Annotated in this window: 18 protein-coding genes and 2 pseudogenes; 5 read left to right on the top strand and 15 right to left on the bottom strand. The window is 57.1% G+C overall.

Translation table 11 applies throughout. The annotated features are described in order from the left end of the window. Position 1: 1 nt before the first annotated feature. From N8E88_RS22065 to hemH, 6 genes and pseudogenes are all read right to left on the bottom strand, one after another. Positions 2-238, bottom strand: coding sequence for a DUF1902 domain-containing protein (locus tag N8E88_RS22065; RefSeq protein WP_262292459.1), 237 nt, complete (start codon positions 236-238; stop codon positions 2-4). Between the two features lie 61 nt (positions 239-299). Then, positions 300-758, bottom strand: a complete 459-nt coding sequence (locus N8E88_RS22070) for an NfeD family protein (RefSeq protein WP_262292460.1) — start codon at positions 756-758, stop codon at positions 300-302. 24 nt (positions 759-782) lie between these two features. Further along, a complete protein-coding gene (locus tag N8E88_RS22075; RefSeq protein ID WP_262292461.1) occupies positions 783-1,775 on the bottom strand; it encodes an SPFH domain-containing protein in 993 nt (330 codons plus the stop codon). Positions 1,776-1,846: 71 nt separating this feature from the next. Next, complete coding sequence (locus N8E88_RS22080) at positions 1,847-2,236, bottom strand: HigA family addiction module antitoxin (protein ID WP_315975246.1); 390 nt, start codon at positions 2,234-2,236, stop codon at positions 1,847-1,849. After that, positions 2,179-2,461 (bottom strand): annotated as a pseudogene (locus N8E88_RS22085) (type II toxin-antitoxin system RelE/ParE family toxin). The gene N8E88_RS22080 and the pseudogene N8E88_RS22085 overlap by 58 nt, the downstream one beginning before the upstream one ends. A gap of 72 nt (positions 2,462-2,533) precedes the next feature. Continuing rightward, positions 2,534-3,583: a ferrochelatase gene (gene hemH / locus N8E88_RS22090; protein WP_262292463.1), complete on the bottom strand. Its 1,050-nt coding sequence runs from the start codon at positions 3,581-3,583 to the stop codon at positions 2,534-2,536. A 240-nt stretch (positions 3,584-3,823) separates the two neighbouring features. On the opposite strand from hemH, the gene N8E88_RS22095 reads away from it, so the two are divergent. Further along, the gene (locus N8E88_RS22095; protein WP_262292464.1) at positions 3,824-5,311 is read left to right on the top strand and encodes an NCS1 family nucleobase:cation symporter-1; all 1,488 of its coding nucleotides are present in this window, start codon (positions 3,824-3,826) and stop codon (positions 5,309-5,311) included. Between the two features lie 238 nt (positions 5,312-5,549). Here the strand turns inward: N8E88_RS22095 and N8E88_RS22100 are convergent, their stop codons facing one another. Then, positions 5,550-7,439: a 5'-nucleotidase C-terminal domain-containing protein gene (locus N8E88_RS22100; protein WP_262292465.1), complete on the bottom strand. Its 1,890-nt coding sequence runs from the start codon at positions 7,437-7,439 to the stop codon at positions 5,550-5,552. Positions 7,440-7,583: 144 nt separating this feature from the next. After that, positions 7,584-7,973, bottom strand: a complete 390-nt coding sequence (locus N8E88_RS22105; RefSeq protein WP_262292466.1) for an outer membrane lipoprotein Omp10 — start codon at positions 7,971-7,973, stop codon at positions 7,584-7,586. A 132-nt stretch (positions 7,974-8,105) separates the two neighbouring features. Between N8E88_RS22105 and N8E88_RS22110 the strand changes: the two genes are divergently transcribed. Beyond that, complete coding sequence (locus N8E88_RS22110; RefSeq protein WP_262292467.1) at positions 8,106-8,324, top strand: hypothetical protein; 219 nt, start codon at positions 8,106-8,108, stop codon at positions 8,322-8,324. Between the two features lie 339 nt (positions 8,325-8,663). On the opposite strand, the gene N8E88_RS22115 is transcribed toward N8E88_RS22110, so the two are convergent. From N8E88_RS22115 to N8E88_RS22125, 3 genes are all read right to left on the bottom strand, one after another. Further along, positions 8,664-10,109 carry a homospermidine synthase gene (locus N8E88_RS22115; RefSeq protein ID WP_262292468.1) on the bottom strand — a complete coding sequence of 482 codons (1,446 nt, stop codon included), beginning with the start codon at positions 10,107-10,109 and terminating at the stop codon, positions 8,664-8,666. Between the two features lie 152 nt (positions 10,110-10,261). Then, complete coding sequence (locus tag N8E88_RS22120; RefSeq protein WP_262292469.1) at positions 10,262-11,164, bottom strand: heme-dependent oxidative N-demethylase family protein; 903 nt, start codon at positions 11,162-11,164, stop codon at positions 10,262-10,264. Beyond that, positions 11,164-13,041, bottom strand: coding sequence for a M3 family oligoendopeptidase (locus N8E88_RS22125; RefSeq protein WP_262292470.1), 1,878 nt, complete (start codon positions 13,039-13,041; stop codon positions 11,164-11,166). Before N8E88_RS22125 ends, N8E88_RS22120 begins: the two co-directional genes overlap by 1 nt. Positions 13,042-13,381: 340 nt before the next feature. Here N8E88_RS22125 and N8E88_RS22130 point away from each other — a divergent pair, with 340 nt between their 5' ends. Then, the gene (locus N8E88_RS22130) at positions 13,382-15,334 is read left to right on the top strand and encodes a peptidoglycan L,D-endopeptidase MepK (protein WP_262295571.1); all 1,953 of its coding nucleotides are present in this window, start codon (positions 13,382-13,384) and stop codon (positions 15,332-15,334) included. Positions 15,335-15,350: 16 nt separating this feature from the next. Here N8E88_RS22130 and N8E88_RS22135 read toward each other — a convergent pair whose 3' ends face one another. The 3 genes and pseudogenes from N8E88_RS22135 to N8E88_RS22145 all read right to left on the bottom strand — a co-directional run bounded on the left by N8E88_RS22135 (position 15,351) and on the right by N8E88_RS22145 (position 16,786). Continuing rightward, positions 15,351-15,770: a type II toxin-antitoxin system VapC family toxin gene (locus N8E88_RS22135; RefSeq protein ID WP_114430236.1), complete on the bottom strand. Its 420-nt coding sequence runs from the start codon at positions 15,768-15,770 to the stop codon at positions 15,351-15,353. Then, positions 15,767-16,067: pseudogene (locus N8E88_RS22140) on the bottom strand (hypothetical protein). Before N8E88_RS22140 ends, N8E88_RS22135 begins: the two are co-directional and overlap by 4 nt. An 80-nt stretch (positions 16,068-16,147) precedes the next feature. Next, a complete protein-coding gene (locus tag N8E88_RS22145) occupies positions 16,148-16,786 on the bottom strand; it encodes a 2-dehydro-3-deoxy-phosphogluconate aldolase (RefSeq protein WP_262292471.1) in 639 nt (212 codons plus the stop codon). Positions 16,787-17,089: 303 nt separating this feature from the next. Here N8E88_RS22145 and N8E88_RS22150 point away from each other — a divergent pair, with 303 nt between their 5' ends. Together N8E88_RS22150 and N8E88_RS22155 are read left to right on the top strand one after the other, a co-directional pair. Continuing rightward, positions 17,090-18,019: an oxygen-dependent tRNA uridine(34) hydroxylase TrhO gene (locus N8E88_RS22150; RefSeq protein ID WP_262292472.1), complete on the top strand. Its 930-nt coding sequence runs from the start codon at positions 17,090-17,092 to the stop codon at positions 18,017-18,019. 227 nt (positions 18,020-18,246) lie between these two features. Continuing rightward, on the top strand, positions 18,247-18,960 hold the full coding sequence (locus tag N8E88_RS22155) for a tellurite resistance TerB family protein (protein WP_262292473.1): 714 nt from the start codon (positions 18,247-18,249) through the stop codon (positions 18,958-18,960). Between the two features lie 264 nt (positions 18,961-19,224). On the opposite strand, the gene N8E88_RS22160 is transcribed toward N8E88_RS22155, so the two are convergent. Then, on the bottom strand, positions 19,225-20,394 hold the full coding sequence (locus N8E88_RS22160; protein ID WP_262292474.1) for a pyridoxal phosphate-dependent aminotransferase: 1,170 nt from the start codon (positions 20,392-20,394) through the stop codon (positions 19,225-19,227). Between the last annotated feature and the right edge of the window lie 50 nt (positions 20,395-20,444).

Genomic DNA, 20,444 nt, shown 5'->3' on the forward strand with positions numbered 1-20,444 from the left:
ATTAGAGTGCTTTTGCTGTGGAGTTATCTGTTTCTATGTAGAATCGGAGGCGAAGCTTCTTTGGATCGCTTACCCAGCCATTCAGAACCGCCATCTCCGGCGCAATCTCCCAAACTCTTTCAAGCAACTCGCTATAGCTTGGCGCTTCTGTAGCAATGGGCAAATCATCGTTGACGGCGATCCATCGGCCGTCTTCCTCGAAAACCGAGACAACAAAGCTGGGCGTAGGTTTCTTCATTCTTAAATCATATCACAGGCGCGATCAGCATCGCAAACAGGACAATAGTCTTATAGCGCGCCTAAGCCGCCTCTACCACGAGCGTTCCACGATCGATACCGGTGATGCGCACGCGCGTTCCCGCTGGAAGATCGGGTCCTGTCACGCGCCACAGGCTGTCGCCAACGCGGGCCCGGCCACGGCCGTTGATCGTCGCTTCTTCGAGCGTCACCACCTGACCGATCAGCTGTTCACCGCGCCGGTTGAGCAGCGGTTCGTCCGATTCCACATCCGTTGCGCCGATCAGCCTGCGGCCGATGAAGACGGCGATGACGGAGAGTACCAGGAACAGGATGACCTGAATTTGCCAATGCATCCATGAGGTCTCGCCGAACAAGATCGCCAGCCCGCCAACGATGAGCGCGGCGATACCGAACCACAGGAAGAATATTCCCGGCGCTGCCACTTCGAAAATCATCAGGATAAGGCCGAGAACGATCCAGTTCCATGGTCCGAGCTCGGCGAAGAGACGTTCAAGCATACGCGCGACTCCCCCGCTTCAAGATCATGAATTTGAGCCAGTGCCTGGAACAGTGCGGCCGCGTCCAGGCGGTGTTGACGGCGTCGTTGGATTTGTCGCAGCGTTGTCGCCAAATACCTCACGGGCAATCGCGCCGATACCGCCGAGCGAGCCGATGAGAGCGGATGCCTCCATCGGCATCAGGATGACCTTCTGGTTGGGGCTGGTCGCGAACTTGCCAAAGGCCTCGGTGTATTTCTGGGCCACGAAATAGTTGAGCGCCTGCACGTTGCCGCCGCTGATTGCGGCGGAAACGAATTCCGTCGCCTTGGCTTCGGCCTCGGCCAGGCGCTCGCGTCCTTCGGCTTCGCGGAAGGCAGCTTCACGCCTGCCCTCGGCTTCGAGGATCTGTGCCTGCTTCAGACCTTCAGCGCGCAGGATCTGTGCTGCCCTTGTGCCTTCCGCTTCAAGCACGACCGCGCGTTTATCGCGCTCCGCCTTCATTTGACGGCCCATCGAGTCGAGCAGGTCCTGCGGTGGGTTGATATCCTTGATCTCGACGCGCGTCATCTTGATGCCCCAGGAATGCGCGGCCTCGTCGACGACCCGCAACAGGCGGTCATTGATCGTATCGCGGTTCGACAGAAGTTCATCGAGAACCATGGAGCCCATGACGGTACGGATATTGGTCATGGTCAGGTTCAGAATGGCATTCTGCAGCCCGCTGACCTGATACGCCGCCTGCGGCGCATTGAGGATCTGGTAGAAGGCGATGCCATCGACGGCGATGTTCGCGTTATCCTTGGTGATGACTTCCTGCGTTGGAACGTTCAGCACCTGCTCCATCATGTTCAGCTTGGCGCCGATGCGGTCGAAGAACGGCACGATGAGATTGAGCCCGGGCGCAAGGGTGCGCGTGTATTTGCCAAAGCGCTCGATTGTATAGTTGTAGCCTTGCGGCACTGTCTTGACCCCCGCAAACAGGACCACAAGCACAAGAACGACAAGTACTGGTATAGTGAAGTCAAAACCGCTCATCTATGGCCTCCCCTGGCTGACCTTATGGGCAGCGTCAATAAGATATGGATCGTTATGCCGGTATCTCACAACTACGCTGCAGATTTATGCGGCGCGATCACCTCGATGTCCTGCTCGAGCCGTTCCTTGGCCATGTCGAGATCGTATTTCATCTGGAGATTCAGCCACAACTCTGCGGAGGTTCCGAAATAACGGGCGAGTCTTAGCGCCGTTTCCGGTGTGATGGCCCGTTTGCCATGTACAATTTCGTTGATGCGCGGGCGGGTAACGCCGATAGCCTTGGCCAATGCGTAAACGGAAAGATTCATGGGAATCAAAAAATCCTCGCGAAGAATCTCACCGGGATGCGGAAGTGCAAGGTCAAATTGTTCTTTCGCTGTCATAATCGCTTCCTCCATTTCTCCTAGTGATAATCCACAAATTCGACGTTGTAGGCGTCTTTGTCTCTCCAAACGAAGCAAATCCGGAACTGGTCATTCACCCGGATCGAATGCTGGCCTTTCCGGGTTCCTTTCAAGGCTTCAAGCCGATCTCGCTGGCGGTATTCGCAAATCTTCGAGACTTTGAGCCGCATCCAGATAACGCAACTTGCGCAACGCGACGTTGGCAATATCAGCCGGAACGCCCTTGATAAGACGTCTTTCCCAGATCGATCTTGTCTTCGCATCCCGGAAATCTTTGATCACCTGCAATACGTATCGTATCACAGTACGAAACGCAACAGATATGTACCGTTTGTCGATACGCTCACGGTTTCGCTAGACCCAGCCCTGCAACTCGCGGCGGACAAGCGTCTCGATGACCTTCATGCCTTCGTCGCTGTCGTTGAGGCAGGGGATATGGGTGAAGTTGACGCCGCCATTGTGATGGAAGATTTCGGCGCCTGCGACCGCGATTTCCTCGAGCGTTTCCAGACAATCCGAAACGAACCCCGGGTTGAAAACGGCAACGGATTTGACGCCTTCTTTGGCGAGCTTCTCCAACGTTTTGTCCGCGTAGGGCTGCATCCATTCTTCCGGGCCAAAACGCGACTGGAAACAGGTGATCAGCTTGTCCTCGCTCCAACCAAGACGTTCGCGCAACAGCCGCGTCGTCTTCCAGCAATGGCAGGGGTAGGGATCGCCGCGCTTGAAATAGCTCTGCGGAATGCCGTGATAGGAGGCGATCAACACCTCCGGTTCGAAATCGAGGGCCGCATAGTGCTTTTCGATGGAGGTAGCGAGCGCATCGATATAGACGGCTTCGTCCTGATAGGAGGGGACAGTGCGCGTTGCCGGCATGAAGCGCATCTTGATGAGCGCCTCAAAAAACTTGTCGTTGACCGTCGCGGTCGTCGTTGCCGAATATTGGGGATAGAGTGGAAACATCAGGATGCGCTTGCAACCCTGCTTGTCGAGCCGCTCCAGCGCCTGCTCGATGGACGGCTGGCCGTAGCGCATGCCCCAATCGACGATGATCTCAGAATGAGAGGCAAGCGCCGCGCCGAGCTTTTCACCCTGCGAGCGGGTGTAGGTGCGTAAGGGAGATTCGTTGCGCTCCCGGTTCCAGATCTTGTCGTAAAGGGCGCCGGACTTTTTCGGGCGGGTGTTGAGCACAATGCCGTAAAGAACCGGCAGCCAGACGGCACGGGGCCACTCGATGACGCGCTTGTCAGAAAGGAATTCCTTCAGATAGCGCCGCATCGACGTCTTGTCGGTGCCGTCCGGCGTGCCGAGATTGACAAGGAGAACGCCGATCTTCGATGTTTCGATGCGCGGATGGTCTTCCGGCTTCTTTACCGCTGCCAGATCTCCGCCAGAATTCACCATGTCATGCGCTCCAATTCAGCGTGAAAACTAGTCGGCACGGGGGCGAATGCAAGAGTGCGAAAGGCCGCATGTTGAGTGGCCGGTTCAAGAATAAGTCATCAAAACAGCAACATGCTGAATTCGCAGGCACAAGAACCGGCGCTTTGACCCCTTTGCCGGCTCACGGACAGCGCTTTCAACTGGCACGGAACTTGCGTTGAATTATCCGTTTTTGTTCATCAGACGAAGGAAGCGATTTCCATGGCCAGCAATCCGCACGCGACACCCCCCACCATCGTCATTACCGGCGCTCACCCGCAGCTTTACAGCCAGGATCTGGCGCCTACGGCACCGGAAGGGCGTACCTGGGGCGCCTTCAGCCTGTTCGCGATGTGGATGTCGGACGTCCATTCCGTCGGCGGCTATACGTTTGCCGCAAGCCTGTTCTTCCTCGGATTGACCGGCTGGGAAGTGCTCATTTCGATGATCGTCGGCATTACCGCAGTCTATTTCCTGATGAACCTCATAGGCCGGCCATCGCTGAAATACGGTATCCCGTTCCCGGTTGCTGCACGTATGTCCTTTGGCGTGATGGGTGCAAACCTCGCGGCGGTTTTGCGCGGCATAGTCGGGATTGTCTGGTACGGCGTGCAAACTTATTTTGCTTCCAAGGCCGTGCAGGCATTGGCGATAACGCTTTACCCCGCGGCTGCGGATTATACCCACAACGACATATTCGGCCTATCGACACTCGGCTGGCTCAGCTTCCTGTTCATGTGGATATTCCAGCTTCTGATATTTCTGCGAGGCATGGAATCGATCCGCAAATTCATCGATTTCTGCGGGCCCGTCGTCTATGTCGTGATGTTCGCACTCGCGCTCTGGATTCTTTCGCAAACCGGTTTTTCCAGTCTTTCGCTGCAGCTTGCGCCTCCAGCCGCAGGCTCATCGCTGACCCACATGGCAAATGCGTCGATGTTGATCGTGGCGTATTTTGCAGCTCTGCTGCTTAATTTCGGCGACTTTTCCCGGTTTTCGCGGGACGAGAAAGCCATGAAGGTCGGCAATTTCCTTGGGCTTCCGGTAAACTTCATCGTGTTCGCCATCATCGTCGTGATTGTCACTGCAGGAACGGTGCAGGTCTTCGGCGAAGCGATCCTCGATCCCGTGGCGATTGTCGAGCGCATCAACAATCCGTGGGTTGTCATTCTTGGCTCGATTACTTTCATCGTCGCGACAATGGGCATCAATATCGTCGCCAACTTTGTCTCGCCTGCCTATGATATCGCCAATCTCTTTCCCGAGAAGATCAACTTTCGCATGGGGGGACTGATCACCTCGATCCTTTCGGTGCTGGTCTGCCCCTGGCTATTCGTATCCAGCCCGCAAGCAATCACCATTTTCGTCAGCATTTTCGGCGCGGTTCTCGGTCCGATCTTCGGCATCATGATAGCCGATTATTACCTGGTGAAGCGGCAGCAGGTCGTGCTCGAGGACCTCTATACCATGTCTCCGGAAGGCTCGCTTTATTTCGACGGCGGCTGGAACAGCAGGGCGCTGATCGCCCTGGCGATCGCCAGTGTGTTCTCGGTTGGGCTTTCGGTGCTTGGTGCGACCGGCATGATTCCCAATGGCGGCGACTGGGGCTGGCTGGTTGGCGCGCTGATCGGCGGTGGGGTGCTGTACGGTCTTATGGGCAGAGCGCCGGTCCAAGTCGACGCGGCAGAGCCGGTGCAGGCGAGGGCGTAAGCCGGAGAAAGTCTGGAGCGGTTCATAGCCAGATGGAGTCACCCCCACCCGCAGCTTCGCTGCGACCTCCCCCACGAAGGGGGAGATAGGAGCCCCTTCCTTCACCCTCCCCCAACGTGGGGAGGGTCGGCGTTTAGCGCCGGGTGGGGGCTGTTTCCGCCGAGCCCGAGAAAAGCTTACGCGAAATCATTCCGGCGAAACGTCCCCAGCCGCCGGAATTCGTTTCAGCTACTGCTCCCTACATCGCCGCCGGTACTTTCATTTGAGCGCCGACAGGCAGCTTCATTACCTTCATGTCCGGATTGGCTTCGGCGAGCTTCTTCCATTCGATACCCTTGCCGTAGATTTGTTCGGCAATGTCCCAGAAATTATCACCGCGCTTGATCGTATAGGAATCAGGATGGTGGTTGGCTGCTGAAGCGGCGGCTGCTGTTTCAGCAGGCTTGGCGGTTTCCGGAGCTTTCGGAGCTTCGGCCGTTGCAGGTTCCGCCGGTTTGGCTTCAGCTGAAGCGCCGGGTGCCAGAACAGTAATACGGCCGTCGGTGTAGGGCTTGTACGGTGTATGCTTGGCCAGATAATCGGCAAGGACGAGTTCGAGACCGGGACCGTAGTCATAGGCGTTGACGGCGTTCGTCGAGAAGATCTTGTAGCCGTCGCCGCCCGCGCGCATGTAATTGTTGGAGACTACGCCATAGGTGGCCTCGATATCGATCGGCCGCCAGTTTTCACCCTGCATCACCTGCACATCGGATATGCGGCTCCCCACCGGTTTCGATACGTCGAAGGCATATTTCAACCCTGCGACCTGCGGGAAGCGGCCGGCGCCCTGATCGATCTGGCTCACGCCATTTTCCAGCGCCGCGACGACATCGGAACCCCGCAGCTGAAACGTTGCGAGTGTGTTCTGGAACGGCAGTACCGTCAGCACTTCGCCCATGGTGACGTCGCCCGCATCGATGGAAGCGCGCAGACCGCCGCCATTGATGATGGCGATGGTGACGCCCTGTCCCTTGACGCGGTCCAGCATGGCATCGGCGACAGCATCGCCCATGCTGCATTCCTTGAAGCGGCAAACCTCACGCGCCGCTTCGAGGACGCCGGTGGATTCGCCTACCTTGCGTGCCTTCAGTTCTTCGAGGGGCTTGGCGAGTTCCTTGACGCGGGCAACGAAGGCCGGATCCGGTGTGACCGAAGAATCGAGCAGGATCGGCGCGCCCTCGCTGTTCGTCACATTGCCATCATCGTCAAAGGTGACTTTGAGTTCGCCGAGATATTTCGAATAGGACTTCGCCTGGACGATGGGTACATCGCGGCCGGAAGGATTTTTGACCAGTGTCGGGTATGGGCCAAGCGCTTCCGGATCGGTGTTGGACAGAAGCGTATGGCTGTGGCCGCCGACGATCACATCGATGCCATCGACCTTGGCCGCGATCTCCTTGTCCTTCAGATAGCCGTCATGGTTGAGCGCGATGATCTTGTTGACGCCTTCGGCCTTCAGCGCTTCGGCTTGTTTCCTCAAGGTTTCGATTTCATCGGCAAATTTGACGCCCGGGCCGGGGCTGGAGATTTCCGCCGTATCGGTGGTGAGAGCCGAGATAATGCCGATCTTCTGGCCGCCGATTTCCTTGATGATATAGGGCTTGAATTTCCCCGCAATAGGCGAATTCGGGGCGGCTTCCGTGTTGCTGGAAATGACCGGGAATTTCACCTTGTCGAGGAACTTGGCCAACGTGACCGGCGTATCGTCGAACTCGTGATTGCCGAGCGCCATGACATCGAAGCCCATCTGGTTCATGAACTCGGCGGTGTCGTCGCCCTTGTAGGTCGTATAGAACAGCGAACCCTGGAACTCGTCGCCTGCATCGAGGACGATGACATTGCCGCCATCCCTGGACAGGGCGGCGCGACGCTCATCGATCTTGGCCTTGACGCGGGCAATGCCGCCGAAACACTCGTTCTTGCTCTCTTCTTCGGCCGAGCAGGTGGAATCATATTTGTTGATCGGCTCGATGCGCGAATGCTGATCGTTGATGTGCAGGATATTCAACGTGTAATCGGCCATCGCCGCGCCCGCCGTCATGCCGAGGGCCGAGGTGGCTAGCAGAATTGTGGCTATTATTCTTGGCATGGAGAGCTCCGTCGTTTTGAGCGTGATGCTGTCATGGCTACTTGGCGCCATTGTGACAAGGCAATGGTTTCATCACTTCACGGGAATGCCGCCGTCCGAGTCAAGCCTAAGGCTGACGAAGAAGGAGAGTGCGACTGCCTGGATTTAACCCACTTGCGGGGAGCGGCGCGTCAGTGAGAATTGTTGACCCGATGACGAGGTGCAATTCAGCTGAGCGGTGTTAACGAGGGCACAATTCACCTTGGACTGGGTTCCACGGGCGAGCGAACGCAGGTTGATCTCGATCAGATTTGCAGAGGCGAAACGATAATTACCCTCGGCCAACTTTTCCTTGGTATCGTTGGCGCGCGTTTCGAACGCCCCGGCATTGAAATTGGAGAAAGCAACCCCCGACGTATCGAACCATTGACCCTGCACGGCGTCGGTCGGACGCGTCGTCTGCGCAGGACCACCCTCCTGAACACCGCCGCTCATGCAGCCGGAAAGGATCAGGGCCAGTGTTGCTGTGCCGGTGGCAACCGAAAAGCGTTTCATCCAGACAATCTCCCAATGGATATCGCTCTCTAAATGCCGTGAAAATCAAGCAAAAACAAGACATAAGTTTAATTGTAAATTCGAAGGATCGGTGTTCCATTGGAACATTGGCATAAGTCGCGGGGAACCATCTTGACCGAGGAAACCAATGGTCTCGAACCAGACAGCGATATTTCGAATAAGATAAGGGAGCTCAGCGCACGACAGACAATACTGACCAACGAACTCGCGAAATATAAAGCCGCTGCATCCGATCGAATGTCCACGGCGGCTATATCAATCGGATTTTTCAGCCCAGCAGCAGCGATCATCATCAATCCCAACTCAATGACTGGGCTAGATTACGATTGAGGGTTATTGCTGACGTTTGCGACGTGCAATTGGTTCGTGCTATCCTTGGCACTACATAATCTGGGTCGGTATGTTTTGAGGAAGGAGCTGATCTGATGTTTCAATATGCGATCTACTCCTTCGTCATCTGTCTCGTCGTAGGCGGTGGCGCGTGGATTTATGCCATATATGACGTTAAAAAGTCTCAACAACGTCGCGTAGAATTTCAAAAGAAAATAGATGAAATGCGAAGAGGTGGTAAAACTCCTGCCCACTAGAGCAAGTTTTGAGGGATCGCCCTTAAGTTGAAACGGCAGTCGAAGGGCTGCCGTTTCCTTGTGTAGCTCATCGCTGCTGCTATTACCGCACCAGGATGTTGCGGAACTGCCAGGGATCCTCAAGATCGAGGTTCTCCTTGAACAGGCCAGGCCGGTTCTCCAGGGGAGTCCAGTCCGTATAATGACCCATGAGCGGACCGAGATAGGGTTTCTGAACTTCAAGGCAGCGGCGGAAATCCATCTCGTCGGTCTCGACGATGCCTGCGTCGGGATTTTCCAGCGCCCAGACCATGCCTGCCATGACGGCGGACGAGACCTGCAGGCCGGTCGCATTCTGATAGGGAGCAAGCTTGCGGGCTTCCTCGATCGTCAGTTGCGAACCATACCAATAGGCATTCTTGTCGTGGCCATAGAGCAGCACGCCTAGTTCATCCGCGCCGTCGACGATCTCGGATTCGTCGAGCACGTGCTGGATCGCCTGAGGCTGGCCTGCTGCGCCGAACATTTCGTCGAGCGAAAGTGTCGCGACATTGGCAGGGTGGTAGGCGTAGTGGCATGTGGGCCGATAGGCGGCCTTGCCCTTCTTGCCGAACACCGTGAAGAAATCGGCGATCGAGATTGCCTCATTGTGCGTGACCAGCAGGCCGAACTGTGCGCCTTCTGTCGGGCACCAGGTGCGGATGCGGGTATCGGCGCCGGGCTGTTCGAGAAAGATCGCGGCCTTGTTACCCTTCTTCTGCTTGCGGGCGTTCTTCGGCATCCATTTTTCGTGGGTGCCCCAGCCGAGCTCTGCCGGTTGCAGGCCTTCGGAAATAAAGCCTTCGACAGACCACGTGTTCCAGAAGGCACCAAAAGGCTTGGGCTCATGGGCGCGCTGCGTATCGCGCTCGGCAATATGGATGCCCTTGACGCCGACCTTGTCCATCAGGCGGGCCCAGCTCTCGCGATCCGTGCGGGCGGGTTCCTCGTGGTCGACGTCAAGGTCTCTGGCAAGGTCAAGCACGGCCTGCTTGACGAACCACGAGACCATGCCTGGATTGGCGCCACAGCAAGAAACAGCGGTCGGACCGCCGGGATGTTTCTTCTTCTCGGCAAGCAATGTCTGGCGAAGAGCGTAATTGGTTCGGTCGGCGTTATCGAGATCGTTGGCATAGTAGAAGCCCGGCCAAGGCTCGATAACCGTATCGATATAGAGCGCACCGACTTTGCGGCACAGGCGCAGAATATCGACCGACGATGTATCGACTGAAAGATTGACGCAGAAGCCCTGTCCGCCGCCTTCGGTCAGAAGCGGCTTGAGCAGCGTCTTGTAATTTTCCTTGGTGACGGCTTCCTGGATGAAGCGGATGCCACGCTCGTCGAGCAGTTTCTTGTTGGCATCGCTGGGATCGATAACGATCAGGCGGGATTTATCGTATTTGAAGTGGCGTTCGATGAGGGGCAGGGTACCCCGTCCGATGGACCCGAAACCAATCATCACGATCGGACCGGTAATTTCTCCATGTACAGGCCATTGAGCCTTCGCCATTTTTTTGTTGCTCCTAATTTTGATCTCCATCAATGAGGGCAGCGGCTAAAATGCCGCCTCAAAGAAACCATAGAGCATAGACGTGACAAAGAGCAAACAACCCCTTGCTCTTTTAGAGTGAATTTTCATTGTACTGTTAATTATAGCGGCGCTTATAGGCGTTTCAACGCGTCGATAAGCCGGTCGCGGATTGTCATAATACCTTTGTAGTGCAGTTGCGCAGGATTTAGCGCTTCGAGCTGGCGCGCAAAAGCTTCCGCTAAATTACGGCATTCGGGATGTTTCTTCAGGGCACTTATAGGATCGAGATAAATGCGGATAGTGAAAAGAATATCGCCGGAGATAGGCAGTTTGCGCAGGGTCTGCCGCTCGACACGAACATAGCTTTGCGCTGCGATATCCTCGTCGGTGTAGCGGGCGCCCTTCTGATGGCTCGCTAGTGGATGATAGAGATTGCCGTCGGGCTGCAGCGACCAATTCATGCGCTGGACCGAGCGATCCGGGCGCAGATTGTCGAACATGCGGGTGATCAGCCCGGCATTGCGGGTGCCTGCACCGAAGTCCGGTACGGGGGCGTGAATATCATCCATGGAGCGGCCGAATTTCTCCAGAAGAGTCCAGGAGGACGGAAACGATAACGAGGCGGCGGCGAGATGCCAGCCGCGCCTCTCGTCCTTGCGCATCAACACGAGGTCTTCCTGAACAAGGCTGGCCGCGCGATGCAAATAGGGGATATCGGTATCGCCGAGCGATACGGGTTTGTCCCATCCCGCAATTTTGACGGTCTCGCCGTCGCTGGAATAGATTTCAGGATAGTGCTCGACGAGGTGGGTGCTGAGAAGTTGCAGTACTTCTTCTTGGGCACCCTCGGTGCCCGGTGCTTCCACAAAAATCCTGTCGCCGTAGAGCCCGAAAAGCCGCTCCTTCTCGGCGAGATAGGCGAGAAGGTTGTTGTCGATCTCGATCCAGTCTTTCAGGTCGAGCTGCTGCAACCCTATGGTGAAGGGTTGCGCCGAGCCCTCATAGGGCGTGTGCACGGGGGCAGAGGTCGTCATTATACGGCGTCCATCGCCTCCAGCTCGTCGATGATCCCCTCGATAACCGAAAGGCCCTTTTGCCAGAAGGCGGGGTCCGTCGCGTCAAGGCCGAAGGGCGCAAGCAATTCGGAATGGTGCTTGGTGCCGCCAGCCCTCAACATGTCGAAATATTTCTCCTGAAATCCAGCTTCGGCGTTTTGATAGACCGCATAGAGCGAGTTCACCAGGCAGTCGCCGAAGGCGTAGGCATAGACATAGAAGGGCGAGTGGATGAAGTGGGGAATATAGGTCCAGAAGGTTTCGTAGCCCGCACCGAAATGCACCGCCGGCCCGAGACTTTCCTTCTGCACATCCAGCCAGATCTCGCCGATACGGTCGGAGGTGAGTTCACCGTTGTTACGCTCGGCGTGAACCCGGCGCTCGAACTGGTAAAATGCGATCTGCCGCACGACCGTATTGATCATGTCTTCGGCCTTTTGCGCCAGCATGGCCTTGCGCTCGCGCTTGTCGCGGGTCTTTTCGAGGAGCGAGCGGAAGGTCAGCATTTCGCCGAAGACGGAAGCAGTTTCGGCGAGGGTCAGCGGCGTCGAGGCCATGAGGGCGCCCTGATCGCCGGCAAGCACCTGATGCACGCCGTGGCCAAGTTCGTGCGCGAGGGTCATCACATCGCGCGGCTTGCCCATGTAGTTCAGCAGCACATAGGGGTGAACCGAGGGAACAGTCGGATGGGCGAAGGCGCCGGGCGATTTGCCGGGACGCGTCGGCGCATCGATCCAGTTTTTGTCGAAGAAAGCTTTGGCGATTTCGGCCATTTCCGGCGCAAAGCCATGATACGCGGAAAGCACGGTTTCGCGCGCGTCCGTCCATGGAATGATCGCCTGCGGCGTTTCGGGCAGAGGGGCATTGCGGTCCCAATTGTTCAGGTACTCAAGGCCAAGCCATTTCGCCTTGAGCGCATAATATCGATGCGACAGGCGCGGATAAGCGGCCTGCACGGCTTCGGAAAGGGCGTCAACCACCTCGCGCTCGACGCGATTGGCCAGGTGGCGGCTGTCGGCGATGTCCTCAAAGCCACGCCAGCGATCGGAGATTTCCTTGTCCTTGGCCAGCGTATTGGTGATGAGTGTGAAAACTCGGAGGTTTTCCTTGAAGGTTTTGGCCAGTGCTTCAAAACCGGCTTTGCGCAGGGATGCATCTGCATCCTGTAAGAGGTTCAAGGTCGGTTCGAGCGGCAGTTCCTCGCCATTCACTTCAAAGCGCAGCGCCGTCATGGTTTCGTCGAACAGGCGGTTCCAGGCGCCGCGCCCGGTGATCGACTTTTCGTGGAAAAGCTGCTCGATCTTGTCATCGAGCTGGTAGGGCTTGTCCTTGCGCAGGTCTACCAGCCAAGGGCGATAGTGGCCGATAGCCGGATTTCCGGCCATGGCTTTTTCGATGATTGCGTCATCGATGCGGTTGAGTTCGAGGCTGTAAAAGATCAGATGCGTGCTCGCGTCGGTCATCTTCTGCTGGATATCGCCGTAGAGCTTGGCGCGCTTCGGGTCGGACGTATCACCGGCATAGATCAGGCCGGCGAAGGAAACGATTTTGCCGATCAGTTCTTCCAGCGCTTCGAATTCCCGGATCGAGCGGGCAAACTCCCCGCCTTCCGGCTTGGCGGCCTCGGCGGCAAGATTACCCTTCCAGCGTTTCTCGAATTCGACGGCGAGTTCGTCGGCCCTCTTGAGATCGGCCTTGAGCTCGCTGCTTTCCGTGGATGGATAGAGATCGGCAAGGTTCCATTCAGGTAGCAGACCGAGCGCGACCTGATCAGTTTTCACAGCGGTGGCGCTGCCCGATTTGGAGGGAGCCGCGACCACGGTATCAAGCGAGTATTTATTGATTTTTGAACGCATTTTGGCACCAGAATATTGAAGTTTGGAGGGCGAATCAGAGGCCCTCGATAAAGGAGCTAAACCTTAAGAGTCGGTTGGCAATTGATCCAGTTCCGTCTTGCTTGTCCCACTTTGTAGCAACTTTTAGACTTTTGAGGGGTGGATTCATTTGAAAAAAAGCCTTAATCCTGCTGTTAACAACCCGTTGACCATGTCACAAAACACTGGATTCGATATGCCTTTTTGCCATGCTCTCAACGTATTTGTTCTTCAGTAAAGCGACCATTAACCATTAAATCGGACAATCCAGCTATTCGGGGGTTGGAAAAGACGGTCAAGGTTGGGGACGAAATTGTCAAACATGATTCATGCACAGAACAACAGATCGTGGGCGAGCTCTATCATGCGCGCCGGCTGGTTTGTGTTCCTCATGGTCTTTGTGCCGATGTTGTTCGCATCCGCACAGGCTTCCGCCGAGACGAGGACTCTCAGGCTCTATTTCATCCATACCAAGGAACGTGCCGAGATTACGTTCAAGAGAAATGGCCGATACCAGCAAGATGGGCTGAACAAGCTCAACAAATTCCTGCGTGACTGGCGCCGCAACGAGCCGACGAAGATGGACCCCCGCCTCTTCGACCTTGTCTGGCAGATTTATCAGAACGCCGGCGGCAGGGACTACATCAATGTGGTGTCTGCCTATCGCTCTCCTACCACGAATTCCATGCTGCGCTCCCGTTCGCGCGGTGTGGCGAAAACAAGCCAGCATATGCTGGGCAAAGCCATGGACTGGTATCTGCCGGGTGTGAAGCTTTCAACACTTCGCGTTACAGCGATGAAATTCCAGGCTGGCGGCGTTGGCTACTACCCGACCTCAGGCTCTCCTTTCATCCATACCGATGTCGGCAATGTCCGTCACTGGCCGCGCATGAGCCGCAGGGAACTGCTGGCCGTGTTCCCGGACGGCAAGACCATGCATATTCCCTCCGATGGCAAGCCGTTACCCGGCTATGACCAGGCAGTCGCTGCCTACGAATCCCGCAGGCGCAATGGTGGCAGTGCAATTCAGGTCGCGAGTGCTTCCTCGAGTTCGAGCCGCAGTGGCAAGACGCTGTTTGGCATGATCTTTGGCGGTGGCGCCGATGAGGAAGAGGATACCAGCGAGAGCAGAGTTGCCGTCGCAACTGCTTCCAAGCCTTCGAAGACGCTTTCGACCAAACCAGCCGCGATAGCTGAAGACGCGGATGGTGGCGAGACCGCCGCACCAGCCGCCCCGGCTGTCGCAACGCGTGCCCAGCCTCAACCTGAACAGCAGCAGATCGCTCCGGACCTGAGGGTACGCGGTGCACCTGCGCCTTTGACGGCGCCGCGACCTGACGCGCCGCTTGCGACATCGCCGGAAGACGGCCGGGCCCTGGCCTTTGCGGTTCCCGTGCCGCTGCGCCGTCCCGACTATTCGCCGACGCCGGCACCAGGAGAACCGTCAACGCTCAATGCGCTTGCCGAGGATCAATCGACTGTCATCGCCGCCCTGCCGATGCCACGACCGCAGCCGCAAGACAGCGCCAGCGCCATTCGTGAGATGATTGCGGCCAATCCTGACGATGCGAATCCCGATACGGCTCAGCCCGAAATGGCCAATGCGCTCGTGCCGGTACCTTTCGACAAGCCCAAGCGCAATGACATGATGGTTGCTTCGCTCGTGCCCGACCAGCGTCCCGTCACCGAAGCAATTCAGGCGACTGCGGCGGCAGAAGAAGTGGTTATTCCGGCTCCGGAGGATGACGATCTTCAGGCGCTTATCAAGCAGGCCGACAGCGAGCATGGAAATGTCGTTTCCGCTTCGCAGCCGACGCCCGAGATGCCGACATTGCCGGGAACAACCGGCGGACGCGTGAAACCGGCTGTGCAGCCGAATACACAAATGGCGTCGATTGAAGCGCAGCCATCACTGCGCCGGACCATGCTCGACGCTCAGGCCTCCGGCGACCCGGTGGCCGCGCTTAACAATGGTGTGATCACGACGGCCAAGGGCGCAAAACCGCGCAAGCAGACCGCACAGGGCCAGGCTCCGAAAGCGATCCAAGTTTCCTCGGACGTTCCGGACCGCGCACTTTCGACCGAGCAGGTCGCGGAGACGGCACCCGCAGTGACACCGGCAGTCCTGCGCAACGCAGAAATGCGAATGGCTCCGACGACGGTCTATACCGCCGGCTTCCAGCAGAGCCTGCCGGTCGCCAACGCCAACAAGTTCACCGGCAAGGCAGTTACATTCCTGCAGATCGCCAAGTTCAATCCGACGCACGGATCGTAAGGATGAGGCGCTATAGCTAAAGCGGGTTGACGATGGCTATATCGTTGAAATCTTTTTCGTTGTCGGTAACGACAATACAATTATTTACTAAAGCAGTTGCCGCGATAATCGTATCCAGAGCACTGCGAAGTTTGCCCTTGCGTGTTCCTTCGGCCATGAGCCGGGCCCAAGTTAATGCAGCCGTCTCGTCAAAAGCAAGAATCCTTCCAGCGAAGAGGGCCGATGGGCCATCCGGTCCGGAGAACCAGGCTTCGAGTTCGTCACGCTTTCGCCCGGTTGGCTTTTCAAGTATCCCGCGCTGAATCTCGGCAATAGTCAGTGACGATATAAACAGGTCCTCATCGAGTTGATCGGCCATCCAAACCATAAGCGATTCCGATGGAATCGGCTTGGTCGCATTGCTGATGATATTGGTGTCCAGCAGGTAACGCGTCACAAATCGACCCTTCGACCGGTCTCCTTGGTCCTAATCAAATCCAGTTCCGAATTAACAAGCGGCGAACGGCGCAGGGCTGCCAAAATATTCCCTCTTTTAGGCAGAGCATCAGCGACAGTTTGGCTTAACGCTGCTCGAACTCGAACGGCATCCGGGCCCGCATCAGCCAGTTTCCTGGCCAAGGTACGAATGAGGTCGCGATCGGCATTCCGGCCCAACACTTCAGAATCGCGACAGGCCTTGTTTACTCAGCCTGTCGCGATAGTTCTTGATGGCACGCTTTTGCGAATTGTTCATACAACCTCGCTATCCATTATTACCAGTAATATAGCCGGTAATATCCTGTCTAGCAAGGCGAGTGCATGGAGAATGGGTTCTTAGCCAGCGAGCTTCACTGCCTCGGCAGCGAGCTTGGTGATTTCGTCCCACTTTCCGGCCTTTACCAGTTCTTCCGGGGCAACCCATGATCCACCCACGCAAACGACGTTCGGCAGATTGAGATAGGTTTTGGCGTTGGCGATGCTGACGCCGCCAGTCGGGCAGAACAGCGTGCCGGCCAGTGGCGACGACAGGGATTTCAGGAACGCCGCACCGCCAGCCTGTTCGGCGGGGAAAAACTTCAGCATCGTGTAGCCTTCTTCGCGCAAGGCCATGATCTCGCCCGGCGTGATGGCGCCGGGAAGCAGCGGTACCTTGCTGTCGCGCGCAGCCTCAATAAGTTGCAGCGTCGCCCCGGGGCTGACGATGAAACGGGAACCTGCGTTGACAGCCTCGTCATACTGACGGGCATTGAGAATGGTTCCGGCGCCAACGATGGCCTCCGGCACTTCATTGGCGACGGCACGAATGGCGTCGAGAGCCGCGGCGGTGCGCAGCGTGATCTCGATTGCCGGCAGGCCGCCCTTGGCAAGCGCCCGTGCCAATGGAACGGCATCGGCGAGATTCTGGATAAGAATGACCGGAATTACCGGCTGGCCCTTGAGGACGGGTAAGAGCAGATCGGTCTTCTGGGTCATCTCAATTCTCCACTGGCTGGAACTTCAATCGATTTAGTAGTGTGCACCCGGTTTGTCCACCTGGATTTCCTGGATCGGGCATTCCGCAGTGCGTGGTTCGCCCTTCGACAAGCTCAGGAGGATCACCATGAGGGAGTGGAGTTGATTGCAGGGCGTCAAAATTTGCCTCGTTGGTGGTTATCTTTGCAGCCAACAACCTCCCTCATGGTGAGCCTGTCGAACCACGCACAATAAATGTGCCACTTACTGCCTCCTCGCAAAACCCTTGAATTTGACGCTCTAGCGCAGTAGTTGGATGCGATCATGACAGACCATACCTCAAACATGCCCTTCACGGTGGCAGCACTCTATCGCTTTGCCCGGCTGGATCACTACCAGTCGCTGCAGGAGCCGCTGGCGAAGCTTTGCTGCGGGCAGGGGATCAAGGGTACACTGCTTTTGGCCGCCGAGGGTATCAACGGCACTGTCGCCGGAACACCTGCGGCGATCAAGATGCTTGTTGAGTTCCTAGAGGCCGAGCCGGCCATTGCCGGGATGGAGCTGAAGTTTTCATACGCGAGCGAGATGCCTTTCAAACGCATGAAAGTGCGGCTGAAAAAGGAAATCGTCACGATGGGCGTCGATGATATCGACCCGCTACAGAGCGTAGGCACCTATGTGCCCGCTACAGACTGGAATGCGCTGATCTCCGATCCGGACACGATCGTCATCGACACGCGTAACGATTACGAGACGGCGATCGGGACGTTTCAAGGTGCCGTCGATCCGCAGACCAAGACGTTTCGCGAGTTTCCGCAGTGGGTGGAGAGCCACCGCGAGGAACTGGAAGGCAAGAAGATCGCCATGTTCTGCACTGGCGGTATTCGCTGCGAGAAGGCGACGGCCTATGTCAAAGGCCTCGGCTTCGACGACGTGTTTCATCTAAAGGGCGGCATTCTCAAATATCTCGAGGACGTCCCCGCCGAGGACAGCCGCTGGGAAGGCGAATGCTTCGTCTTCGACGAGCGGGTATCTGTCGGCCACGGTCTCATCGAGGGTGAGGCGGAACTTTGCCACGCCTGCCGCAATCCGATTGTGCCGGAGGACAAGCTCTCGCCGCTGTTCGAAGAGGGCGTCTCCTGTCCGAATTGCTATCACGAGCGCACGGACGAAGATCGTGCCCGTTTCGCCGAGCGGCAGAAGCAGGTGAGGCTCGCCAGGGAGCGGGGCGAGAAGCAGCACATCGGGTCCTGAAGAATCCACCCTGACGGACATCTGATGGGGCTTTCTGCGCTTCCGGTGCTCACGTACTTTATGTACGCTGCGCTCCGGTTCTCGAAACCCACACCAGCTGCCTCGTCAGGCTGAATTCTCAAGGCGCGATTACCCAAACTTGCTACAATCGCCTCTCTGTCATTGCAATGCCATGAACCGGGTCCTAACTAAGCGGAGCCAATTCATGCAGCCATGAGGAGAGACGCATGCTTGATCCGAAGAAGATTCTCGATGATTTCCTGGGAAGTAATGTTCCCGGAGTTGGAACATCGGTTCGCGATACGGCCGGCAAGGCGACGCAACTTGCCAAGGACAATCCGCTCGCCACTGGTGCGCTCGCTGCAATTCTTCTCGGCACCGGCACTGGCCGCGAGGTGGCTGGGAGTGCCCTGAAACTTGGCGGTCTCGCCGCTGTCGCCGGACTCGCCTACAAGGCTTATCAGAACTACCAGTCGGGCAAGGCTCCCGCGGAAGCAACGCAAGCTTCCACTGGCGAGCTTGCTCCGCCGCCGGACGATTCCAGCTTCCGTCCCGAAACCGCGCCACAGGGTGAACATGAGTTTGCGCTGGTTCTGGTACGCGCCATGATCGCAGCTGCCCGTGCCGACGGCATGGTCGACGAGGCCGAAAAGGCGCGCATCATCGAGAAACTGTCACTCTCCGGCATCAACAGCGATACGCAAGAGTTCCTCAAGAACGAGCTGTCCTCGCCTGTCGATGTGGACGGACTGGTCGCGGCTGCCGTTACCGACGCTCAGAAGGTCGAACTCTATACCGCTTCGCGCCTGGCTATCGATCCGAAGACACGGGCCGAGCGCGGCTATCTCGACCTGCTTGCCGGGCGCCTGAAACTGCCGGACAATCTCATCGATCATATCGAAGCGACTGTGGCAGACGTGAAGGTTACGTCGCCCGCCTGAGACCTTTCGATAACTTCACCCTGATGGGCATCTGATGCGATTTTCTGTGCTTCCCGGTGCTCATGGACTGTCACATCGCCCGCCTGGCAGGGATTGCAGACAGTTAGGTGCGTGGTTCGACGGGGCTCACCATGAGGGAGGTAGTTGGTTGCAGGTAGTTAAGAACTGCAACGTCTGTGATTAGCGTTGCAATGCTGCAACATCCCTCATGGTGAGCCCCGTCGAACCACGCACCATTTTTATGCAAGCCAAAGTGGTGTCCAGCTACTTCGTCAGAAACTTCTCCATGCGCTCGATGGCGCGGAGGATGTTTTCCTCCGAGTTGGCGTAGGACAACCGGATATAGCCTTCGCCAAGAATGCCGAAATCCGGTCCACCGATCAGCGCAACCCCTGCTTCGTCGAGAAGTGCTGAAGCCAGTTGCTTTGCGGGCCAGCCGGTCTCCTTGACGTTGGGAAAGGCATAGAACGCGCCCTTCGGCGTGGCGCAGCTGATACCGGGCAGGCTGTTGAGCCCGTCGACGACGATCTTGCGGCGGTTGTCGAAAGCCTTGCACATTTTAACCACATCATCCTGCGGGCCGTCGATGGCCGCGATGCCGGCGAACTGGCTCGGCGCGTTGACGCAGGACCAGCAGTTGACTGCGAGCTTGCGCACCTTGTCATAGAGCTGATTTGGCCAGATCGACCAGCCCATGCGCCAGCCGGTCATCGCCCAGGTCTTCGACCAGCCATTGAGGATGATCAGCCGGTCGCGAATTTCCGGAAAGGTGAGGAGTGAGCAATGTTCCTCACCGTCATAGGTCATGACGTCGTAAATCTCGTCGGACATGATCGCCACATGCGGATGGGCCTCGAGACCTTTCACCAGCTTTTCAATCTCGGATTTCGGTGTGACACCGCCGGTCGGATTGGCGGGCGAGTTGAGGATGAGAAGCCGGGTCTTCGGCGTGATCAGCGCTAGTGTTTCCTCGGCCGAAAATGCGAAGCCGTTTTCCTCACGGATCGGCACGGGAACCGGTTTGGCGCCGGTAAATTCGATCATCGAACGATAGATCGGAAAGCCCGGATCCGGATAGAGGATTTCAGCGCCCGGTTCGCCGAAGATCAGGATCGCAGCAAACATCGTGACCTTGCCGCCGGGAACGATCATGATGTTTTCCGGCGAGACCTCGACGCCTGTCGTCGTGAATGTGCGGCGCGCTACTGCCTCGCGGGTCGCGAGCAGACCGTTCGCCGGCGTATAACCATGATGGCCGTCCTTCAGCGCCTTGATGGCGGCCTCGACGATGTGGCCGGGTGTTTTGAAATCCGGCTGGCCGATGCCGAGATTGATGATATCCTTGCCCTCTGCAGCGAGAGCAGTAGCGCGGGCGAGGACAGCAAAGGCATTCTCTTCGCCGATACGGTCGAACCCGGAAATAGTACGCAGCATTTTCTTGTCTCACACACAATTTTCAACTTCTGCTTTGTGTGCGGAGTGGC

The sequence above is a fragment of the Phyllobacterium zundukense genome, from assembly GCF_025452195.1.
Lineage (GTDB): Bacteria > Pseudomonadota > Alphaproteobacteria > Rhizobiales > Rhizobiaceae > Phyllobacterium > Phyllobacterium zundukense_A.